At 43.5% G+C, this 22,223-nt stretch carries 20 protein-coding genes; 7 read left to right on the forward strand and 13 right to left on the reverse strand.

The genetic code is table 11. The features are described from left to right. Nucleotides 1-124: 124 nt before the first annotated feature. Complete coding sequence (locus ABID99_RS22780; RefSeq protein WP_090530475.1) at nt 125-1,750, forward strand: NADP-dependent glyceraldehyde-3-phosphate dehydrogenase; 1,626 nt, start codon at nt 125-127, stop codon at nt 1,748-1,750. Nucleotides 1,751-1,967: 217 nt separating this feature from the next. Here ABID99_RS22780 and ABID99_RS22785 read toward each other — a convergent pair whose 3' ends face one another. Both ABID99_RS22785 and ABID99_RS22790 read right to left on the reverse strand, forming a co-directional pair. Continuing rightward, the gene (locus ABID99_RS22785) at nt 1,968-4,022 is read right to left on the reverse strand and encodes a M13 family metallopeptidase (protein ID WP_188834370.1); all 2,055 of its coding nucleotides are present in this window, start codon (nt 4,020-4,022) and stop codon (nt 1,968-1,970) included. An 88-nt stretch (nt 4,023-4,110) separates the two neighbouring features. Continuing rightward, complete coding sequence (locus tag ABID99_RS22790; RefSeq protein ID WP_090530481.1) at nt 4,111-4,350, reverse strand: helix-turn-helix domain-containing protein; 240 nt, start codon at nt 4,348-4,350, stop codon at nt 4,111-4,113. Nucleotides 4,351-4,757: 407 nt separating this feature from the next. Between ABID99_RS22790 and ABID99_RS22795 the strand changes: the two genes are divergently transcribed. Further along, on the forward strand, nt 4,758-5,897 hold the full coding sequence (locus ABID99_RS22795) for an acyl-CoA dehydrogenase (RefSeq protein ID WP_188834369.1): 1,140 nt from the start codon (nt 4,758-4,760) through the stop codon (nt 5,895-5,897). Between the two features lie 57 nt (nt 5,898-5,954). After that, entirely contained in the window at nt 5,955-7,196 is a 1,242-nt protein-coding gene (locus tag ABID99_RS22800; RefSeq protein WP_188834368.1) for a peroxiredoxin, read from the forward strand. A gap of 118 nt (nt 7,197-7,314) precedes the next feature. Here the strand turns inward: ABID99_RS22800 and ABID99_RS22805 are convergent, their stop codons facing one another. From ABID99_RS22805 to ABID99_RS22830, 6 genes are all read right to left on the reverse strand, one after another. Continuing rightward, the gene (locus ABID99_RS22805; protein WP_188834367.1) at nt 7,315-8,031 is read right to left on the reverse strand and encodes an ABC transporter ATP-binding protein; all 717 of its coding nucleotides are present in this window, start codon (nt 8,029-8,031) and stop codon (nt 7,315-7,317) included. 4 nt (nt 8,032-8,035) lie between these two features. Further along, nucleotides 8,036-9,511: a DUF5687 family protein gene (locus ABID99_RS22810; protein ID WP_373615189.1), complete on the reverse strand. Its 1,476-nt coding sequence runs from the start codon at nt 9,509-9,511 to the stop codon at nt 8,036-8,038. Between the two features lie 193 nt (nt 9,512-9,704). Next, a complete protein-coding gene (locus ABID99_RS22815) occupies nt 9,705-10,985 on the reverse strand; it encodes a replication-associated recombination protein A (RefSeq protein ID WP_090530496.1) in 1,281 nt (426 codons plus the stop codon). Nucleotides 10,986-11,233: 248 nt separating this feature from the next. After that, nucleotides 11,234-11,578 carry a four-helix bundle copper-binding protein gene (locus tag ABID99_RS22820; protein WP_373615190.1) on the reverse strand — a complete coding sequence of 115 codons (345 nt, stop codon included), beginning with the start codon at nt 11,576-11,578 and terminating at the stop codon, nt 11,234-11,236. Between the two features lie 149 nt (nt 11,579-11,727). Then, the gene (locus ABID99_RS22825) at nt 11,728-12,846 is read right to left on the reverse strand and encodes a DUF6515 family protein (protein ID WP_176844523.1); all 1,119 of its coding nucleotides are present in this window, start codon (nt 12,844-12,846) and stop codon (nt 11,728-11,730) included. 150 nt (nt 12,847-12,996) lie between these two features. Further along, entirely contained in the window at nt 12,997-13,569 is a 573-nt protein-coding gene (locus tag ABID99_RS22830; protein WP_373615191.1) for a thiamine diphosphokinase, read from the reverse strand. 154 nt (nt 13,570-13,723) lie between these two features. On the opposite strand from ABID99_RS22830, the gene ABID99_RS22835 reads away from it, so the two are divergent. Then, a complete protein-coding gene (locus ABID99_RS22835) occupies nt 13,724-14,137 on the forward strand; it encodes a hypothetical protein (protein WP_373615192.1) in 414 nt (137 codons plus the stop codon). An 8-nt stretch (nt 14,138-14,145) separates the two neighbouring features. On the opposite strand, the gene ABID99_RS22840 is transcribed toward ABID99_RS22835, so the two are convergent. Next, nucleotides 14,146-14,772, reverse strand: coding sequence for a thiamine phosphate synthase (locus ABID99_RS22840; protein ID WP_373615193.1), 627 nt, complete (start codon nt 14,770-14,772; stop codon nt 14,146-14,148). Nucleotides 14,773-14,881: 109 nt separating this feature from the next. Beyond that, nucleotides 14,882-16,564 carry an alkaline phosphatase PafA gene (gene pafA / locus ABID99_RS22845; protein WP_373615194.1) on the reverse strand — a complete coding sequence of 561 codons (1,683 nt, stop codon included), beginning with the start codon at nt 16,562-16,564 and terminating at the stop codon, nt 14,882-14,884. Between the two features lie 224 nt (nt 16,565-16,788). Here pafA and ABID99_RS22850 point away from each other — a divergent pair, with 224 nt between their 5' ends. From ABID99_RS22850 to ABID99_RS22860, 3 genes are all read left to right on the forward strand, one after another. Then, a complete protein-coding gene (locus ABID99_RS22850) occupies nt 16,789-18,324 on the forward strand; it encodes a carboxylesterase/lipase family protein (protein ID WP_373615195.1) in 1,536 nt (511 codons plus the stop codon). Between the two features lie 347 nt (nt 18,325-18,671). Next, nucleotides 18,672-19,145, forward strand: a complete 474-nt coding sequence (greA, locus tag ABID99_RS22855; protein WP_090530524.1) for a transcription elongation factor GreA — start codon at nt 18,672-18,674, stop codon at nt 19,143-19,145. Nucleotides 19,146-19,280: 135 nt separating this feature from the next. Continuing rightward, a complete protein-coding gene (locus ABID99_RS22860; RefSeq protein WP_188834380.1) occupies nt 19,281-19,676 on the forward strand; it encodes an HIT family protein in 396 nt (131 codons plus the stop codon). A gap of 116 nt (nt 19,677-19,792) precedes the next feature. On the opposite strand, the gene ABID99_RS22865 is transcribed toward ABID99_RS22860, so the two are convergent. Genes ABID99_RS22865 through ABID99_RS22875 form a run of 3 tightly spaced genes read right to left on the reverse strand, consistent with a single transcriptional unit; the run spans nt 19,793 to nt 22,080 of the window. Beyond that, nucleotides 19,793-21,100 (reverse strand): carbohydrate porin, encoded by a 1,308-nt coding sequence (locus ABID99_RS22865; RefSeq protein ID WP_373615196.1) that lies wholly within the window; start codon nt 21,098-21,100, stop codon nt 19,793-19,795. Nucleotides 21,101-21,136: 36 nt separating this feature from the next. Continuing rightward, a complete protein-coding gene (locus ABID99_RS22870) occupies nt 21,137-21,787 on the reverse strand; it encodes an HD domain-containing protein (protein WP_373615197.1) in 651 nt (216 codons plus the stop codon). A gap of 53 nt (nt 21,788-21,840) precedes the next feature. Then, on the reverse strand, nt 21,841-22,080 hold the full coding sequence (locus tag ABID99_RS22875; protein ID WP_090530535.1) for a helix-turn-helix domain-containing protein: 240 nt from the start codon (nt 22,078-22,080) through the stop codon (nt 21,841-21,843). Nucleotides 22,081-22,223: the final 143 nt, after the last annotated feature.

Below are 22,223 nucleotides of genomic sequence, written 5' to 3' on the forward strand. Positions count from 1 at the left end.
GAAGGCGGATCGGATCATCAATAATGCCTTCGGCTATTAAAAATCAGTAAACATTATAACACATAAAGCTTGCTTGTTAAAGCAGGCTTTTTTTATCTTAGGGAAATCAAACCCTTGAAAAAATATGAGTTTTAAAACCCAGCTCAGTTCAATTTTTATTGATGAAAATAATATTCCCCCCGAATTCCAAATTGAAGAAGTACACCAGCGCGAATACCTGAGCGGTGGCGAAATGAAACTATGGAACGGCGAAGTAAGTGAAGTTTACTCACCTGTTGGTTTTTGGGCGGAAGACGGTACTTTTACCCGTAAGCTCATAGGTACCTACCCGGTTTGCACCGAAAAAGAAGCTTTTGAAGCTCTGGATGCCGCCCTTGAAGCCTATGACAATGGCCGCGGCGAATGGCCCACCATGAGCATTGCCGACCGTATTAAATGTATGGAGCGCTTTATTTACAAAATGAGCGAACAACGTACGCTGGTGGTAAAACTGCTGATGTGGGAAATAGGCAAATCATACGCTGATTCGGCTAAAGAATTTGACCGTACTATTGAATACATCAATGCCACCATCGACGCGTTAAAAGATATTGACCGCCAGTCGTCACGCTTTGAAATGGCCGAGGGGCTGGTGGCCCAGATCCGTCGTTCGCCCCTGGGAGTAGTGCTTTGCATGGGGCCGTTTAATTACCCGTTAAACGAAACTTTCACTACGCTGATCCCCGCTCTGATCATGGGGAACACTATTTTATTTAAACCGCCTAAACACGGTACACTGCTGCATTATCCATTGCTGAAAGCCTTCCAGGAATCATTCCCTAAAGGAGTGGTGAACACCATTTATGGCAGGGGCGCAGTGGTAACACCCGGGCTGATGTCATCGGGCAAGGTGAATGTGCTGGCTTTCATTGGCTCAAGCAAAGTAGCAAATGATTTGAAAAAGCGTCACCCTAAAATTAATCGCTTAAGAGCTGTTTTAAGTCTGGACGCCAAGAACGCAGCCATAGTCACCAAACATGCCGACCTGCAGCAGGCTGTGAGCGAGTGTATTTTAGGCTCGCTGTCATTTAACGGCCAGCGTTGTACTGCTATTAAAGTGATATTTGTACATAAAGCCGTTGCTGATGAGTTTTTAAAACTATTAAGCGAGGCGGTTGCCAAACTTAAGTTCGGACTGCCCTGGGAAAAGGATGTAAAACTTACCCCGCTCCCCGAACCTCATAAACCGGCTTACCTTACCGATATTGTAAATGACGCCTTAGCTAGCGGCGCAAAAGTGATTAACGAAAACGGAGGTGAAACATCGGCTTCGTTCTTTTTCCCGGCCATAGTTTACCCGGTTAATGAAAACATGAAACTGTACCGCGAAGAGCAATTTGGACCGGTGATCCCAGTAATTCCATTTGAAGATATTGAGGAGCCTATCGCTTACCAGATAGACTCGCCACATGGTATGCAGGTGAGTATTTTCAGTAATGATGCCAGGGAAATTTCGTCACTGATCGATCCCTTTGTGAATTTAGTAAGCCGCGTAAACATTAACAGTCAGTGTCAGCGCGGTCCGGATGTATTTCCGTTCACCGGGCGTAAGGACAGTGCCGAGGGTACACTTTCGGTACATGATGCCTTAAGGTCGTTCTCAATCCGCTCATTAGTTACCACTAAAATGACCGAAACCAACAAAAACATCATCAATGAAATTGTGAATGACAATGATTCCAATTTCCTAAGCACGAAGTTTATATTGTAGGGAACCGTTAGGACGTCATGAGAAGTAGCCCTGGACAATCCTGAAAAAGGGCTACAATACATATTACGAATGACAATTAACAACTTACAGTTATACAACTACAACTATAAGACACGAAGCAATCCCGATTTACAGTCGCCCTGTATGGTTTGGAGTTGCTTCGTCTGTTTTAAACGCAATCATTGTGATCATGTAACGGCCAGTTACATCATTACCGCTACCATATCTTCACTCGTTTATCCGGATCTATCCACATCTTATCACCTTTCTTAATATGAAAGGCTTCGTAAAATTCAGGCACATCGGTAAACGGCCCGTTAACACGCATAAAACCGGGCGCATGTTCATTGGTTAGGATCTGGCTCGAAAGTGATTCTTTCCTGTCTTGCGTAAGCCAGCCTAATGAGTATCCTAAAAAATAACGCTGTAAGGGTGTTAACCCGTTAATGAGTTTACCCTCTCTATATTGCTGTGTTTTTTTGAACGCGTCAAGACCTATTACTATTCCGCCGAGATCGGCAATATTTTCCCCCTGAGTGGCTTTGCCATTTACATGCAAACCATAAATGCTGTAACCATTAAACTGGTCGATAAGCATTTTGGCACGCTGACTAAATTTTACCGAATCCTGCGGTTTCCACCAGGCTTTAAGGTTTCCGGCAGCATCAAACTGCCTGCCCTGGTCATCAAAACCGTGGGTCATTTCATGGCCAATAGTTGAAGCGGCAGCATAACCGTAAATGACGGCATCATCAATATTCTCATCCTTGTAGCCGGGAATGGTAAAAATGCCGGCAGGCAATACAATCTCGTTGTTTGATGGGTTATAGTAAGCATTATAGGTTTGAGGCGTGATGTCCCATTCAGTACGGTCGACAGGTTTGCCTAATTTAGCCGCGCTGAAATTATGCCACCACTCGTTTGCCCGTAATACGTTGAGGGCGTAAGGGCCCCGGTTAATTTCCAGAGTTGAAAAATCCTTCCATTTATCCGGGTAACCAACTTTAGGGACAACTTTTGATAATTTGTAGTAAGCTTTCTCCTTGGTTTCGGGGCTCATCCAATCCAGCTTTTCAATATGCTCTTTAAAGCTGGCGCGCATTTCTTCAACCAATTTCACATAGCGCTCTTTTGTTTTCTCGGGGAAATATTCTTTTACGAAGATTTGTCCTAATACCTCGCCCATCAAACCGTTTTCAGTATCCAACACCCTTTTCCAGCGTGGAAGTTGGGCCGTACTGCCATAAATCACCTTATCATAAAACCGAAACACCTCCTGATCAAACGGTTTGCTCAGGTATGGCCCAAAAGCAGTGACCAGGTTCTTGCGCAGGTAATTCTTCCAGTCATCTATAGTAAAAGTTTTTAGTGCTTTATTAAGCGCCCTGTAATACTCAGGCTGTCCTACAATTACGGTATCCGCATTTTTGTAGTCCATCTTTTCAAAAGTGGGTTTCCAGTCAATATCCGGGGCCAGCTTGCTCAGCGCGGCAAGTGGCATTTTGTTATAGTTATGATAAGGATCGCGCAGGTCCTCCAGTTTCCGGCTGCTATCAGCCAGGAAAGTTTCCAGCGAATAAGTTTTCTTAGCGCCGGCAATTGCTTTATCGACAGGCAGGCCTGCCAGTTTGAATATGGCGGGCAGGTAATTATTTTGATAGTCGGTACGGATGGCTGCGCTATGCTCATCTTTATTAAAGTAGTAATCGCGGTTTGGCATACCAATGCCCGACTGGTATAAACCCAAAGCCATCTTTGCACTGTTCTTAGCATCTTGCCCAACATAAGCGCCGATAGGCTGCGTAACGCCAATCCGTTGTAAGTGTGCAAACTCCTCAACCAGGCTTTTGATATCCGTTATCCTGTCAATTTTATCCAGTTCATCTTTCAGAGGTGCAAGCCCCTGTTTTTCGATGTTAACGGTATCCATCCCGCTGAAATAAAAATCGCCTATTTTTTGGGTGTTGCTGCCCTTCGGAGCATTAGCCTTAAGCGCATCCTCGTTGATCTTTTTCATCTTGTCGCGCAACTCTTCCTGCACAACATTGCCGATGCCCCAGGCAGCGTACGCCGCCGGAATAGGATTTTTGCGAAGCCAGGTTCCGTTGGCATATTTAAAGAAGTCATCGCCCGGTTTTACGGTGGTATCCATATTATGGATCACTGGGTCGCCGGCTTCGTAAGCTTTTGTTTTGTCGGTTTGGCTACAGGCACTAAGTAAGGTGCCAAGCGCGGCGGCAACTATGGATAAGGATTGGGTTTTTCTGTTCATTTTTTAGGTGTGTGTATGAATTAAAATACAACAACTGTATGGTAAAATAGAATTTAGGACAGCTTATTTTTTAAAATATGATAATTTATTATATCTCCTGGAAAAAACCTGCTAAGGAAACGTTAAAATAATAACAAATTTTACGAAGTGTTTCCAACCTGATATCAATAATACCAGATTCGAGCCGGGCAATATTTATGTGCGTTTCGTTAAAAAACTTCTCCTGGGTAACCTGATTTTGCTTGCGTAAAGTTTTAATCTGTAAGGCAACTTTGCGTTTAAATGCGCTATTAGTGTCGTTAAGATATTCAAAATCAGTTAAAAGCATGACTGGATCGGCTAATATGATACATTGTATTTTTTGTGCAAGCTAAATATAAAATAACACCATTACATTTTATATACAGATATTATTCTTTTATAAAAATGAGCAACTAACGTTTAAACATGAAATATTAATGCCACAATTTTATAATTATGGCAAAGGATTTGTATATAGATATTCGCCCTGTATCATCTGTGAAAAAATAAAAGATTTAGTAACATCTACCTGTGAAAAATTAAATTGAATTCTCAGACGCCCAAGTTGAGATTTTTTGTTCTTTGTTTTGGGTTTAATCAATAGTTTAAATTAATTAGGGGAAAGGGAGCTTCAAAAAAAGCTCTCTTTTTTTGTTTATAAAAATTACTATGCATGCATAGTAATTTTTATATATTTATGCTTTTAATTATACCATGTATTTTGAACTGACCGAAGAACAAAAAATGATTCGCCAGGCTGCGCGTGATTTTGCGCAAACAGAATTGAAGCCAGGTGTTATTGAACGCGACGAACAGCAAAAATTCCCTGCTGCCCAGGTTAAGAAACTTGGTGAACTGGGTTTCCTGGGCATGATGGTATCTCCGCAATATGGCGGCGCTGGCATGGATGCCATATCATATGTGCTGGTGATGGAGGAACTTTCAAAGATTGACGCATCCACATCAGTAATTGTTTCAGTGAATAATTCGCTGGTATGCTATGGATTGGAGAAATATGGCAGCGAAGAACAGAAGCAAAAATATCTGGTACCGCTGGCCAAAGGCGAATGCATTGGCGCGTTCTGTCTTTCGGAGCCGGAAGCCGGCTCTGATGCTACATCACAAACCACTACAGCAATTGATATGGGCGATCATTACCTGCTTAATGGTACTAAGAACTGGATCACCAACGGAGGCAGCGCATCTACCTATATTGTAATAGCACAAACCAATGCCGAAAAAAAACACCATGGTATCAACGCTTTTATTGTTGAAAAAGGAATGGCGGGCTTTACTGTTGGCCCTAAAGAGAACAAGATGGGCATCCGCGGCTCGGATACCCACTCGCTGATGTTTGCCGATGTTAAAGTGCCTAAAGAGAACCGCATTGGCGAAGACGGCTTTGGGTTTAAGTTTGCCATGAACGTACTGGATGGTGGCCGTATAGGTATTGCTTCGCAGGCTTTAGGTATTGCTTCAGGTGCTTACGAACTTGCAGTGCAATACGCTAAGGAGCGCAAAACTTTTGGTAAATCGCTTGCCGACCACCAGGCTATCCAATTTAAGCTGGCCGATATGGCTACTGAAATTGAGGCAGCCCGTTTGATGTGCCTTAAAGCAGCGTGGTTTAAAGATCATGGAAAACCCTATGCCCAGGCATCCTCAATGGCAAAACTGTATGCATCTGAAGTAGCTATGCGCACCACCACCGAAGCGGTGCAGATTCATGGCGGGTACGGTTATGTGAAAGAATATCACGTTGAACGCCTGATGCGGGATGCCAAAATAACTCAGATCTATGAAGGAACATCTGAAATTCAAAGAATTGTCATTTCGCGCGGATTGTTGAAATAACGGCGCTGTTTTTATACCTTTGAAAGTATATAGATTAAGTAGACTATATATTTAAGTATGACTTTCAAAAATATTATAGCTGGTATTTGCGGATTACTATTTCTGCAAACCGGCTTTGCTCAAACCAAACTAAAAACAGGTGTGTGGCGCGGTGCACTTAAAACTAAATCAGGCACCGAAATCCCTTTTAATTTCGAGGTCAACAATAGCGGGAGCAAACAACAATTAGCTATCATTAACGGTGCCGAGCATTTCAAGGTAACAGATGTTGCTACCAAAGGCGATTCTGTTTTTATCCATATGCCGCTGTTCAATTCAGAATTTAAGCTGAAACTTAACGGAGATAGCCTTAACGGCAACTGGGTAAGGCACCTGGCGGATAATGATCTCCTTGTTCCGTTCAGCGCCAGGCCTAATACTTCATGGCGCTTTTTTAAGAATACTGAACAACCGGCGTTTAATATCGGAGGCCGCTGGTCGGCAGTGTTTGGTGAGGGCGAGGGCCGCGATACCACCGTTGGCGAGTTTAAGCAGGACGGTAATAAACTTACAGGTACTTTCTTAACCACCACCGGTGATTACCGTTATTTAGAAGGCTCGGTAAGTGGTAATAAACTTTACCTCTCTACTTTCGACGGCGGTCATGCCTATACTTTTACTGCTACTATCGGCAATGATAAAGCCATTACCGACGGTAAATTTTACGCCGGATATTCGGCAGTTCAATCCTGGACCGCTGTAAAGGATGAAAACGCCAAACTTCCAGATGCATATTCACTCACTTCATTAAAACCGGGGTATAAAAAAATAGCTTTCAGCTTTAAGGACCTTGATGGCAAAACTGTTTCGCTTGAGGATGCCAGGTTCAGAAACAAAGTGGTAATTGTGCAGATATTGGGCTCATGGTGCCCAAACTGCATGGACGAAACTGCTTATATGGTCAACTACTATAACAAATATCACGATAAAGGTGTTGAGGTAATTGGCCTGGCTTATGAACGCACCACCGATTTTGAAAAATCAAAGAAAGCGCTGCAGCAAGTAAAAGACAGGTTTAAAGTACCTTACTCATTGTTGGTGACCGGCTATACCAGCGATAAAAAACAAACCGCTCAAAGCCTGCCTATGTTATCCAAAGTGGTTGGTTTCCCTACCACCATTATTATCGATAAAAACGGCGACGTACAAAAAATCCATACTGGTTTTAGTGGTCCGGGAACGGGGGAGCATTATACAGAGTTTATCAACGAGTTTGAGAAGCTGACTGATGATCTAATACAAGCTCCTCCAGCCCCCTAAAGGAAGTGCTTGTATGCACGCACGCTTTTCAAAAGAAGATTTTAAACAAAAAAAGCATTGCTGTCGGCAATGCTTTTTTTGTTTATGCTTAAAAAGGGGCTTGAAGGTAGTCACCCTTTTAATGGGCAGGAGGGGCGACCTCAACGCCAAAGTACGCTTCCAACTCATTTAACGTTGATGAGCTGGTTGCAATATCTTTAATGATCACGCCTTTTTCCATCAGCAGAATCCGGTCGCATACATCGGTAATGTGGTTAAGATCATGGCTGGATACTATGGTAGTTACACCTTTATTCCTGTTCAGATCTTTCAGCAGATTTTTAAGCCTAAACTGGGTGCTTGGGTCGATATTGGCAAAGGGCTCGTCCAGCATCAGCAATTGAGGTTCCTGCAACAGGCAGGCCGCTACACCAACTTTGCATTGGTTACCTTTTGACAGGTCGCGGATGTACTTCCCTTTCTTCAGGATCTCGCCATTAAAAAAATCGGTCAGGCCAACCAACACCTCGTCAACATATGTGCGGTTATGACTATGTAGCCCTCCTATAAAATAAAAATACTCTTCAGGTGTAAGGTAATCTATCAGGAAACCTTCGTCGAGATAAGCAGCGGTGTAATCTTTCCACTTCTCATGACCAGCTACAGTTTCATCGTTGGATAAAATCTCGCCGCTTTCGGCGCGAATGAGGTCGAGCACCATCCGGAATAGTGTGGTTTTACCAGCGCCGTTATTACCTACAAGGCCAACGCTTTCGCCTTTGTTAATTTGCAGGGCGGGTACATCCACAACGGTAATCCCGTTATAAACCTTTTTTAAATTTCTTACTTCAATCATAGAATTATTTATTTCTGAAGCCTTCGGCAACGGTGTAACGTTTTTGTATAAAATCCTCTTCCAGTTTTTTAACCCAAAAATCGCGGGTTAAGATGAATATGATCCCGGTACCAGCCAGCATGGCCAGGCCGACGTCGGCGTGTTTGAACAGTGAGAAGGGAAGATAAATGATATACGGCGTTATCATCAAGGGAAACGAAATAAGCATTTGCGTTGCCCCCACCCCTTCCCAATTAAACGACGCGCCTTTTGACAGATCTATCCGTTTGGCATTGCGGTTAGCAAAAAACAGCACAATGGTTGTGTTGACGCCGATGTTCCACAGGTACATTACAAAATGTACCAAAACAATGCGCCAGCCAAAATAAGCATAAGGCGTAGTCAATATAAAAGCCACGGTTGATACCATAGTAAATAGCAGGTATTTTGCCTTTAAAAAATCGCGGAAATTGATCTTGCTTACCAACAGGCCATCAAAATGAGCGCCTTGCCAGCTATACATGAACTGCCCATAACTGATAATAAAAATACCCGTCATGAACATGCCCACAAAAATGTACCAGGTTTGTCCGTAATGGCTGTTGGTATAAAATATGAGCCCGTAAAACATAAAGAACAACCCCATAACCAATGCCGATCGTGGCCGCTTATTACGGAAGATCAGTTTCAGCTCGTTTGCGGCAAGGTCGCCAACCTTACCAAACCTGTTTAACAGCGGAAACTCCGTACTGCTTTTATAAGCCGATGCCTTGCGCGAACTCAGCTCTTCGAGGTACAGGTTTTGTTTTAAGTAGGCAAAATTGATGTAGTACATGGTTGCAGCAAGCACAACAGGCAGTAATACCAATACCGGTTTAGTGAGCAAATGGCCGAAATACAGATAGGAAATATTACGCACCGAATACAGATGAAACCTGAAATCGCCGGTAATAATAAGGATGAGAGCCGCTGCGAAAACCAGGAAGACCCAGCCATTAAGATTGGCCTTACGTTTAATAAACAAGGCCATGTAATTATTGAAAAGCATGAAGCCGATAATAGCCAATATAAAAACGAGCGCAGGCAAAGCACCCGAATCGGTAAGGATCACTTTTAAAATAAAAGGTACAAAAAGTATAATGGGCCACAGGTTAAAAACCGAAAGCATGGCCGTAAAGGCCAGATAGCCGACCACCGTATTCCTTTTTATAGGTAAATGAAGATATGGTTGCACTCTTAACGTAGGCAGTTCCTGCAATTGCATGCGCATCATGAGGTCAAACAAAAAATAAAGCAGGATGATACCGCAAAAAGAAACCACTATGTCATCATGCGGAAAAACCTGCCCCAAAATTTCATTCAAAAACAAACCGGCAAGCAAGATACATCCAAAAAGATAAAGGATAAGTAAGCCCATCACCACACGGATAGCAATACTTTTACCTGTGTTTTTTGACCGCCAGAAAGCTTTAAGTTCGTGCCCGAGAAAGGTAGTGATCATAAGTATAGACAGTTAAAGGTTAAGGTATAGGTTTTATATAAAGCTAAAAGCAGACTGCACAAAGTCCAAAGCTATAAATGTTCTATATAAAAGCTATAGGTACGGTGCGCAAAGCCTAAAGTTATAAATTAATTAATATTGGTCAATTTGTTATATGATATTAATTAACACGCTTTATAAAGCGAAGCTTAAGCTAGTATTTATACCTGTCGCCCCAAAGTTTTCTTAACTTTTCTTTTGATTCGTTTTCGCGCGCATTGTTACCGGGGTCGTAAATTTTTGTTCCGCGGATAGCATCCGGCAGAAAATCAAGGTCGGTAAAATTACCTTCGTAGCTATGGGCGTATTTGTAATCCTTGCCGTAGCCTATGTTTTTCATGAATTTGGTTGGTGCGTTACGTAAGTGCAGCGGCACCGGTAAATCGCCGGTTTGGCGCACCAATGCTATAGCCGCACCAATAGCTGTTGTAGCCGAATTACTTTTGGGCGATGTTGCCAGGTAAATAGCCGTCTGCGATAATATCAGTTGCGATTCGGGCATGCCTATTTTATTTACAGCCTCAAAGCAGCTTTGCGCAAGTAGTAATGCATTTGGGTTGGCGTTGCCAATATCTTCGGACGCCAGGATCAGCATGCGCCGGGCTATGAAAAGCGGGTCTTCGCCGCCAACTATCATGCGCGCCAGCCAGTAAACAGCACCGTTAGGATCAGAGCCCCGCATGGATTTGATAAAGGCCGAAATGATATCATAGTGCTGTTCGCCGGTTTTATCATAGAGGGCCATGTTTTGCTGTACATGCTCCAGTACAACTTCATCGGTCAGTACTATCTCAGGCGTGTCAAAAGCGTTTACCAGCAACTCGAAAATATTGAGCAGCTTCCGGGCATCGCCTCCCGAAAGGCGCAGCAAAGCCTCATGATCTTTGATGGTGATGTTTTTACCCTGCAAAACCACATCCTCTTTCATGGCTTTGTTCAACAGATCGATGAGATCAGTCTCGGATAGCGGCTGTAAAATATACACCTGGCAACGCGACAGCAAAGCCGAGATCACTTCGAAAGATGGGTTTTCAGTCGTTGCGCCTATTAACGTAACAGTGCCCCGCTCTACAGCGCCTAACAATGAATCTTGCTGCGATTTGGAAAAGCGGTGGATCTCATCGATAAATAATATCGGTAGCACCTCGCCTTGTTTCTTTAACAACGACGCTTTTTCTATCACCTCCCTTACGTCTTTTACGCCCGAGTTAATAGCACTCAAAGCAAAAAACGGACGAAACAATGACTGCGAAATAATATAAGCCAATGTAGTTTTACCTACTCCCGGCGGGCCCCAAAATATCATCGACGGCAATGAACCCGACTCTATAGCTTTGCGTAATACCGCTCCCGGCCCAACAAGATGTTTTTGCCCAACATAATCATCAAGCGATTTGGGGCGCATACGTTCGGCTAATGGCGGGAGGTTATTCATAAAAGTAAAATTCAGAAAAGAAAACGCTAAATCCTAAAAAAATTAGTAAAATAGTGAGCGTTGCGGATAATAAAGAGATTTTTAAATCCCCTCTTGAGAGGGGGCGTGAAGGACAGAGCGATGGCAGGGGTGTGTTTCTTCGACTAACTCTAACGCAGAGACACACCCCTCCCCCCTCTCGAGGGGGAATCGCACGACCCTCCCGCTTTTTGACGACTATTCTCAAACGGGAACTAAATGTAATTACCTCAATCCTGCGTAATAGGTTCATGATGTGCGTGGCAGGCCTCCGCGCAATCAATACAAGCTTTGGCACATTCCTGGCAATGGTCGTGCTGATGTTTACCGCACTCAGCGGCGCAAAGGCGACAGATCTCCTCGCATAAAACCAGATATTGGTGGGCAATAACTGAATCTCTTTGCAATAGGCGGGCCCCCTGGATACATATGTCAGCACAGTCCCGGTCAAGACTAATGCAGTTGGCCATCATTTTAACATCCTCTTCGTGCAGGCATGCAGTAGCACAATGTTCGCAAGCTAAAGCGCAATCCAATAGTTTTTGAATAATGGCGCGGTGATCATGATTTTGCATAATGGTAAATTTTAAGTTTTACTTAATGTACTACCCATTACAGTTAAAAAAAGTTTGTATTAATTTGAAATGCATACTTAATATAACCAAAAAAAGCTGCCTTCATTACGGAAGCAGCTTTTAATATATATATATTGAATTTTTATTAATTACTGTTGGTTAGGGTTTTGATCGCTGTCGTTATTTTCAGGATCATCAGATGGGGTGCCTACAATTTTGTAAGCTTTATTGCCGTCATCCTGAGTTTCCTGGTAGTAATAACCATCAGGGGATACAAACAGTTTTTCACCATTGATCTTGATCTTGCGGCAATCCGGTGGTAATTGAGTTACAATGTCACCAATTTGCGGGCCCTGATCAACACTGCTGCCATCGCCGTTGCCCTGATCGGTAGTTAATTGGCCATCTTTACCTGCAATAACGTAAACAGTTGAGCCGTCATCTTTGGTGTATGGCTGGTAGTAAACACCATTTAACTCATAGTACTGTTCGCCATTGATCATGATAGATTCAGCACCTGAAGGCAGGGTTTTAATCTCGGCCCCTATTGGCGGTTCAACAACGGTATACTGGTCATTGTATTGACGATAGTACAAACCATCGCTGTAAAAATATTGGTAATCGCCCCACCAGAAAGGATAGTAACCATATGGTAAGAAACCTATGCTAAAACCTAACCGCGGATAATAGAATGAATTATAGTAGTTACGGTATGGATAATAGTAGTGACTGCCAAAATACCCCCCGCGGCCACCGTAATGGTAAGTACCGGGATAAACCCTGCGACCACCGTATGCATATGAACCACCTCTGTAATAAGTACCGCGACCGCCATTATAAACGCGCCTGTCTACAGTAGTATAGCTGCGGTTACCATTGTATACGGTACGACCGGTGCTACCATAGCTACGCTGGGGTGCTACGGATGTGCCATTTGGCCTTATTGCGTAATCACGACCACCATAACTGCGTTGTTGAGGAGCGCCTATGCTGCCGCGAGAGTCAGTTCCATAGCTCCGTTGCGGAGCCGCGATAGCGCCGCGTGTGCTACCATTAAATGAAGTTGAGGGGCGCGAAAAACTACCACCGGAAGGACGGGAAAAACTACCGCCTCCGCCACCACCGCCTGACGGTCTTGAACCACCGCCTCCTCCGCCACCGCCGCCACGAGAACCGCCGCCACGTTGTGCATCAGCATTGAATGCCAGGGATAAGCTCAATAAGCCCCCCAATGCAATTGTTAATAGATTTTTATATGTCCTTTTCATGATGAAAGATTTTTTAACAGATCAGCATGGTATTTTTTGCTGATATAAATATATAGACTATTAAATGTTTAAACGGTTTAACGCGTTTTTAATTATTTTTCACTCAAAAAGCGAACCAATACCAGCTATACGTACCGGTTATTGTTTTCGCTACGTTATATCCTCGGCAATAAACAAAAAAGGTTGCTCAAACTGCAGGGTAAAAAAACCATCGTGGGTGGTTTTATACCTATTAGTGCTTGTGGCTTCAAGCCCGCTTATTTGTAAGCCCGACGGATGCGAAAGTACTTCAATGAACTCACCTGCGGGTTTCCACTTACTGAAGCCCGAATTAACCGGGTAGATCTTTTGCCGTTCCCTAAAAATCACCAGGTTTATTTTATCAGCATAAAACAAAAAATCTTTCAGGTCCAGCACATCGGTAATTACATTAACCGCCGGGTAATTATGCGTTACCAGGTATTTTAAAGCTGCGCCTGCCGCATTGTCGCCTCCCGAAGGCATCACCTTCACGTCCGACTGCAAATCACCCGAATCACCATCACTTATTATCCAGTCGATTTTAATACCCGATGCGTCCAGCTTTTCGGCGGTGCCGGTAGTGCAGATCACAGTCGGGCTCCACTCCAGCAACTGCCCCAGCATTTCCTCCTCAAAAGTATCCATACTTAAAACCAGTAAAGCCGGCTCCTGTTTTTCGCGAACAATATGATGTGATGACATTGCTAATGTAGATGGAACAGATGAATATTAAATGAAAATATAAAGATGAGGTTTTTATTGATTGCTGAAACCAAATCAAAGTTTTATGACGGTAGAATAATATAAAAAGGTCACCTTTTTATTTGCAGGGTATTAATGATAAATAAACCTCATCATGAAAACAAAAATTTTATTGTCAGTGCCTTTATTATTTACCGGCTGCATCACGGATTATTACGACCGGCGTTTATCTGTTATTAATAAATCGTCGGTTCACGTTGCTGTGGAGATAGTTAACGATACAACTGTGCGAACAGAAAATGGCATTCCATATTATCAATCGCATGTGGTAGCACCTAATGACACCTCTTTTATAACAAAGTCGGGAAAAAATGCCTGGCTTGAGTATATTAATAAAGGGAAAACCAAAACTCTGTACGCTTATTTTTTTGACATCGATAGCTTAAATAAATATCAAAAGGGAGGTGCCGATATGAGTTATTTGCTTGGAAATAAAAGGTATTTAAAAAGACTCGATTATACGCTTGATGAATTAAAAAAGGTCGATTGGCAGATCAAATACCGATAGGATCTGAATCAATACATCTTCCTGTAAAACTCCTTCAACTTCTCAGCCGGGTCTGCAGCCAAATTAATGGCCGACGATATTGCAATACCATCTATGCCCGTTTGAAGCAAGGGCTCAACATCATCCGGTTGGATGCCGCCTGCTGCTATCACCGGGATATTGATGCCCAGTTTCTCCAGTTCACGATACCCATTAAAACCAAGCACCTTATGTAGGCTGGACACATCATTTAATGCGGATGCAAAAGGCCCGTAAGTGCAATAATCAACCACTCCGGTGTCTTGTAATTTCAATAATTCATCAGCACCTCCGGCTGATACACCAAGAGTTTTATCCGGGCCGATAATCTTGCGGATACTGACCGGATCGGCATCACTATTATCTATATGCACACCCTGCGCATCAACCCGTTCAATCAGGTCATAATGGTTGGCAATGACGAGGGTTGCGCCCCAGTCGTCACAAATTTCGGCTATCTCGTTTATTTCATCAATCAGCTCATCTTCGGGCTTGGTAAGGCAACGGTATTGTATCCAGTTTGCACCCGCGCCGCAAGCCATCTGCACCTGTTGTACGTGGCTAAAACCAGGCAGGTCATGTGTAAGATAATGAAATTTAGAAATGTATTTTTTCATTTTATAAATCCGAATTCGGTCAAGCCCTAAAGTCGGAAAGTTTTTAATTATTAACCGAAAAGTCCGAAAGTTTTGTATTGTAAACTTTCGGACTTACCTGACTTCAGACTTAGTTTTTCAGTGCTTCGCTGATAGTTTTACCTACACAGCCATCAGGGGCCTGGATATGCAGTAGCGATGCTACAGTAGCCGAAATATCTGTCATATGTGTTTGGCGGGTCAAACTACCATGCTTAATGCCCCAGCCCATAAATACCAATGGGATATGCGAATCATAAGGGTTCCATGTACCGTGGGTGGTACCGGTTGGGCCGCGATCATTAGTGCCATGACCGGTATACCATGCCGGTTTCAGTATGATCTGGATAACACCGCTATGCTCGGCATTATAACCGTTAATGATCATACTGCGCAGCTCATCGGGGATATTGGCTTCCTGTATTTTTTGCAGGTCAATTGCATAGGCAATGCCTGGTTGTTTCTTCAGGTATTCGATACAGTCTAACTTTATAGCCTCTTCGTTAATGCCTGCTTTTGCAAGGGCCGCGTTGTTAAAATTAACCTGATAATTATCCATACTGATGATCAGGTTATCCACTTTGTATTTATCGCTGATCATCGTGTTCATTTCTTTTGCAGCTTTTCCCTCATCCCAAACACCTGCCGGGATGTTATGATCTTTCAAGAAGTTAGGGTTGTGGGCAGCGCCATGGTCAGCACTCAGGAAAACCGAATAATTGCCTTTACCTACAGTTGCATCTAAATAATTGAAAAACGCGGCCAGGTCCTGGTCAAGCCTTAAATAAGTATCTTCAACCTCAACCGAGTTAGGGCCAAACTGGTGACCAACATAATCTGTTGATGAAAGGCTCACGGCTAAAAAGTCGGTTACGGTATTTTTACCCAATTTTTCGCCCTCAATAGCAGCTTTAGCCAGGTCGAGCGTCATGGTGTTGCCGAACGGAGTAGAACGGATCATGCCAATATGGCCCTTATAAAGTTCGGATGTTTTGACCGGTAAGGTTGGTGTAGCGGCACCGGCAAATTTACCTTCATAACGATCGCTGTTATCGGGTGCGCTTTGTACATACGTATTAATAGGATATAACGGGTTCCAGTCCTGCTTTAGGTATTTTTCAGCAATCTTTTGATTGTTAAAAGTTTTAACCCAGGCAGGCAGGTCATTCATATAATAAGTACTGGTAATCCAGTTACCACTGGCATCATCAAACCAGTAGGCAGCGTTGGCTGAGTGCCCCGCAGGCAGGATGCCGCCGCGGTCTTTCAATGCTATACCGATAACTTTTGAGCGAAAGTTTGTAGTCAGTCTCAACTCATCAGTAACTGTGCTAACCAGCAAGTTGCGGGGCGACATTTGCCCTGCTTTTGAAGTGCTGCCAACAGCTACAACAGTGCTGTCGTCCGTACAGTACATGGATTTGCCTGTGGCCTGGATAATAAAATCATTACCCACTATACCATGTATGGCGGGGATAGATCCGGTATAGATACAAGTATGGCCGGCAGCGGTTACCGTTGGGATATAGTCGATATTGGTGTTTTCGCAGGTGAAGCCTTCATTAAGCATGCGCTTAAAGCCACCGGTTTGATAACGGTCATAGTAGCGGTACAGGTAATCCCAGCGCATTTGGTCAACTACTAAACCCACAACCAGTTTTGGGCGAGGAATTGATGCAGACGCAGCGGGTGCTGTCGTAGTTTTCTTTTTTTGTGCCGATACCGAAACGGTAGCGAAGGAGAGGGAAATAAGCAGCAGATGTTTAAACTTCATCGCGAAAAAAGATTTTTGATTTCGCCAAATATCAACAAAGCATTTAAAATGCAATGTGATGCTTTTGTTAATTATAGGGGATTGTTACAGAAGCCCCCTCTAAATCTCCCCCGGAAGGGGAGACTTTAAAGCCCTCCCTTCCGGGGAGGGTTTGGGTGGGGCTGTGTTTACAAAATGCCCAAAACTTTGTAAGTTTAGCAAACCAATCATTAAACCTATAATCAATGAAACGCATCCTTTTATTGCCGCTTTTGCTGCTGTGCTGTTCTGTCATCGCTCAAAATAAAAATCTTGATGTTGTTGCTACTGATGCAGGTAAAGTATCAGGCTTAACCAACCAGGCGGGCGATGTGCGTATTTATAAAGGTATTCCCTTTGCAGCGCCACCGGTTGGTGATTTACGCTGGAAGGAACCGCAACCGGTAAAGCCCTGGGAGGATGTTAAAAAATGCACCGATTTTGCGGCCAGCCCAATGCAGAGTAAACCAGACCCCTTTGGTGTTTACACGCGCGAGTTCCTCATCCCCTATGAGCCCATCAGCGAAGATTGCCTGTACCTTAATGTATGGACTGCCGCAAAAACACCGTCAGAAAAACGCCCTGTGCTGGTTTATATTTATGGCGGTGGATTTGTAAGTGGCGGAGCAGGCGTACCAATTTATGATGGCGAGGCGATGGCTAAAAAGGGGATCATATTTGTGGTTATTAATTACCGCGTCGGGATTTTTGGTTTCTTCGCGCATCCTGAATTAACCCGGGAGTCGCCGCATAATGCATCAGGAAATTATGGTTTGATGGATCAGCTGGCTGCATTAACATGGGTGAAAAAGAATATCGCGGCTTTTGGTGGAGACCCGGATAAGGTTACCATAGCGGGGCAATCGGCAGGTTCCATGAGTGTAAATTGTTTGGTGGCATCGCCATTAGGTAAAGGGCTGTTCAGGGGTGCAATTGCCGAAAGCGGGGCCAGTTTTATTAGTCAGCAAGGATCTGGTGGGTTGCGGGAAGCAGAGGCAGCCGGTGTAAAAACAGCGACTGCCTTGGGTGCAAGCACCATTGCCGAACTAAGGAGCAAACCCGCCGCCCAACTGCTTGGCAAAGGCCAAAGCCGCCCGGTTATCGACGGCTATGTTTTACCCGCAACCATCGCTGATATTTTTAATGAGCACAAACAAAACGATGTGCCTGTACTTACCGGTTGGAACGAAGACGACGCTTTTGTAGGTCCGCCAAAAACTGCTGAAGAGTATAAAAAGATGATAAAAAGCCAATATGGTGCCGATGCTGATGCATTTTCAAAACTATACCCGGCGGGTTCAGACCAGGAAGCCGCGACCTCCCAAACCCGGATAAACCGCGATCAGATCTTCGGGATTCAGAATTATACCTGGGCCAATGTGCAAAGTAAAAAGGCGAAGTCGAAAATCTATGTTTACCGTTTTACCCGCCGCCTGCCAGCCACTGCCGATTTTGTTAAATACGGCGCTTTCCATACCGGCGAGGTTGCTTATGCCTATGACAACCTCAAATTCCTGAACCGGCCATGGGAACCTGTCGATCAGCAACTGGCCAATACAATGAGCACTTACTGGGCTAATTTTGTTAAAACCGGTAACCCGAACGGGAAAGGCGTACCTGCATGGCCGGCTTATACAACAAGTGATCATAAAATAATGATATTGGGTGAGAAGCCGGGCGCAAAACCTTTGCCGGATAAAACCGCTTTGGATTTTATGGTGAAGAAGGCCAACGGAAAGTAATACATAGGTAAAGACCCAGATAATAAACGCTGCCAGATACATTTAGGTAGGGAAGTCTTAAACACCCGCTTAATAAACTGATGAGACAGCCAGGCTTGAAATGTTAGTGGATACCATAAAACAAAAAGGTATAAACCCGGAATAATGTAAAAAAATTCCCCTCTTAAAAATTTGGATAATAAAACTTAAATCACTTATCTTCGTTAATTACCAAAACGCAAGACTATGTAAGCAGAGGGCTTACATAGTCTTGTTTGCTTTTATAAGCATTGCGTCCTTTCTTAAAACAGGGAAGGGCGGTTTTTTTTGGTTGATTAACAGTAATAATATTAATTAATTTTTGCGTTATGGCAGAGGTATCATACTATACCAAAGATGGTTTAGAGAAATTAAAAGAAGAACTACAGAGATTAAAAACAACCGGCCGTGCCGATATATCAAAAGCTATTGCTGAGGCACGTGACAAAGGCGATCTGTCGGAAAATGCCGAATACGATGCAGCTAAAGAAGCGCAGGGCTTACATGAGGCCAAAATAGCCCAGATGCAGGAAACACTGGCCAATGCGCGCCTGCTTGATGAATCAAAACTTGACGTTTCGAAGGTGCTTGCATTGTCGATAGTAAAGATCAAGAATCTGAAAAATGGAGCTACCATGAGTTATCAGCTGGTATCAGAGAGTGAAGCCGATCTTAAAACCGGTAAAATCTCGGTAGCGTCGCCGATAGCTAAAGGCCTGCTTGGCAAAAAGGTTGGTGAAAAAACCGAGATCACCGTACCTGCAGGTAAAATTGAATTCGAGATCCTGGAAATAAGCAGGTAATTTATTGGGTGAGCAGTGAATAATTGATTAAGAGAATGGTTTTTCCGGATATCGTAATCAATTATTAACTACTCACCCTTTTAATTAATGCCATAACAAACTACTCACCCAATCAACATAATCAACCACTCACCAATAATGACCATCTTTTCAAAAATAGTTGCAGGCGAGATTCCCGCTTATAAAGTGGCCGAGAACGATGAATTTCTGGCTTTTTTGGATATTTTTCCGCTTACGGAAGGTCACCTGCTGGTGATCCCAAAGAAGGAGGTTGATTATCTTTTTGATTTGGACGATGATACTTATATAGGCTTGCAGGTATTTGCCAAAAAAGTAGCCCTCGGTTTAAAAAAGGCTGTTCCCTGCCCACGGGTTGGAGTAGCAGTTATGGGCCTTGATGTGCCTCATGCGCATATCCATCTTATACCCATGAATGATATGAGCAGCATTAACTTTTCGCTCCCCAAACAAAAATTCACCCCCGAACAATTTAACACTACCGCCGAGAAGATCAGACAGGCAATCGGTTAACAATTGGGATAACATTAATCAAGCTATTAGCTATAAGTTTTGCTCATGCTGCTTTTAGCTTGTGTATATAGACAAAAAGGCCTCATCATAATATAAGTGACGAGGCCTTTTTATGTTTAAAACTCCACATGCGCCCTTAGCGAAAAGACATTTACCGGTCCCCTGTCCTTATTGTAGGCGGGGTTTAGCAAAAACTGGTAACCGGGTGTAAGCCAGAACTTTTTTTGATATGCGTTTATTTTATAATCAAGTTCGGCAATAAATTCGGTGCCGTAATTAAGCTTGCCATCGCCTATGATGAAACCGTAGCCGCCGGTTGCAAGATAATCACGATGGGCATTTGAGATGCCGTTGGCTACAAAAGCCAGGCCCAGTTCGTCATCGCCGCGGTTCCATGAACTTCCTTTAAGTACACCGCCAAAACTCAATGAACGGTCAATCTCTGTAAAATACCATGTTTGGGTTTTACCATCATTATAACTCACTTTGGCAAATACCCCAAAATCTTTGGTCAGATATTGGTCGGCGCTGATGCCGAAACCATATTTGTGCCTGCCATAAGCTTGTGTGGTATCAACATTGGGGGCAACAGGGCTTTGCGCGATTGCCAGGCGATAATCTCCCATTTTGCCATTATTACGGAAACCTAAGATCCTGAAGGTACCTTTTTGGCCGTTAAGTGTATAGCGTTTTTCGTATTCTAAGGTCTGGGTGTTTGCTTTACCAATTTTTTGATCCCAAATGGCGCCGTTGGCGGTAGTGGTTGACATGGTTAAGGCGAAACGCAAAGTCCAGTTAGGTTGCCCTAATTCGGTATGGATCCCCATAACATACCCGCGGGTATTGGCGGGATAATCCCATGCGCCGTTATCCATTAAGCTCCAGTTCATGAACTGCGTACGCGGATCATGACTAAATTCATTGCCGTCATAAAAATCGGCCATACCAAATTTACCTACGGTAACCGAAAAGTAACGCTTGCTTTTTAAACCGGCTAACTGGTTGGCATCATCGCTAATGGTGTCTTTATCCTTGCCCCATTCAAAGTTTTGGGTAAAATATAACCGGGCGATGTAGATCTTCGGCTCTGCGCCGCCTACACGAAAAGTTTCGCCATTAGGGAAACCTGCCGCACCCAGCGTTTTGCTCAGGCCCGATCCACCCGAAAGCTCGGGGTTAAAATAGGCTTCGGCGCCTTTCCAGAGCCTTGCACCGCCAAAAAGCGTAGTGGTAATTGAGCTTTGTGTTTCTTCTTTGGTAAGTAAACTGTTATCGCCATTATAATCGGCATGAAACGATGGTTTGTATTGAGTAATTACCGTTTGCTGGAAATGGAAGTTGAACCGCTGACGTTTAACTGTATCCTGCGCCAAAGCGGCGGCGGTAATTAATACGGGTATTATAGTAAGTATAAGTTTTTTCATGGGCTGTCAATTTTGGCGCAAAAGTAAGCTTTCGCGTTAACTTGAACCACATTCATCAAAAAACTGTTTTAAATAATCTTCCATAAAAGCGTGCCTTTGCGCGGCGAGCGCTTTGCCGGCAGGCGTATTCATTTTATCCTTAAGTAATAATAGCTTTTCGTAAAAGTGATTAATAGTTGGTGCGGTAGTGTTTTTATATTCTTCCCTGGTCATGTTAAGGTTTGGCGAGATCTCGGGATTATACAATTCCCGGCCTTTAAAACCTCCATAGGTAAAGGCACGCGCAATGCCGATGGCTCCAATGGCATCCAGCCTGTCGGCATCCTGTACTACAGCCAGTTCGGGCGAATGAAAGGACTGTTTATCAAAGCTGGCTTTGAACGACATATGCCTGATGATCTGCTGCACATGCTCAATAACCCCGGTATCAACATTCATGCTTTGCAGGTAATTGCCAGCAGTACGCGGGCCAATCTCTTCATCGCCGTTATGAAACTTACTATCGGCAATATCATGCAGCAGGGCAGCAAGTTCAACTATCAGCTGATCGGTTTTTTCTGTTTGGTTGATGAGTTTCGCGTTTGTCCAAACGCGGTGAATATGCCACCAGTCGTGACCACCTTCGACGTCCCTGAGCGTATTGCGCACAAAATTTGCAGTGGCTTCAATGAGTTTATTATGTTCCATCTTTTGCAAAGATACTAAGCAAAAGACAGAACAACGGGGTTGTGTATAAAACGTTAAGCAGCGGCTATTTTTTCTGTATCGATGAGTTCGACAACTTCAATCTCCAAAATAGCGGCGATCTGAAAAAGCCTTTCCACGGTTATTTTTGTATAGCCTAACTCTATTTTACTATACGCGTTTTGCGATATACCCAGCTTGGCTGCAAGGTATTCCTGGGTGTAATTTAGTCCTTCCCTGGTATGCCTTATGTTAGCAGCTATGGCCTTGATCTTTAAATTTAGCATATCTTTCATCCATTTACATATTAATTCGTTTATAAATAACGAAAATAATGGGGTTATGGATTTCAAAATTTTTAATTTTTTTAATGGCTAACCAATTGAAAAGCTGATATTTTATACTTTTTTAATTAAAAATTAATAGCCCTTTATAAGAG

Origin of the sequence: Mucilaginibacter sp. OAE612 (genome assembly GCF_041806395.1) — a bacterium.
Taxonomy (GTDB): Bacteria; Bacteroidota; Bacteroidia; order Sphingobacteriales; family Sphingobacteriaceae; genus Mucilaginibacter; species Mucilaginibacter rubeus.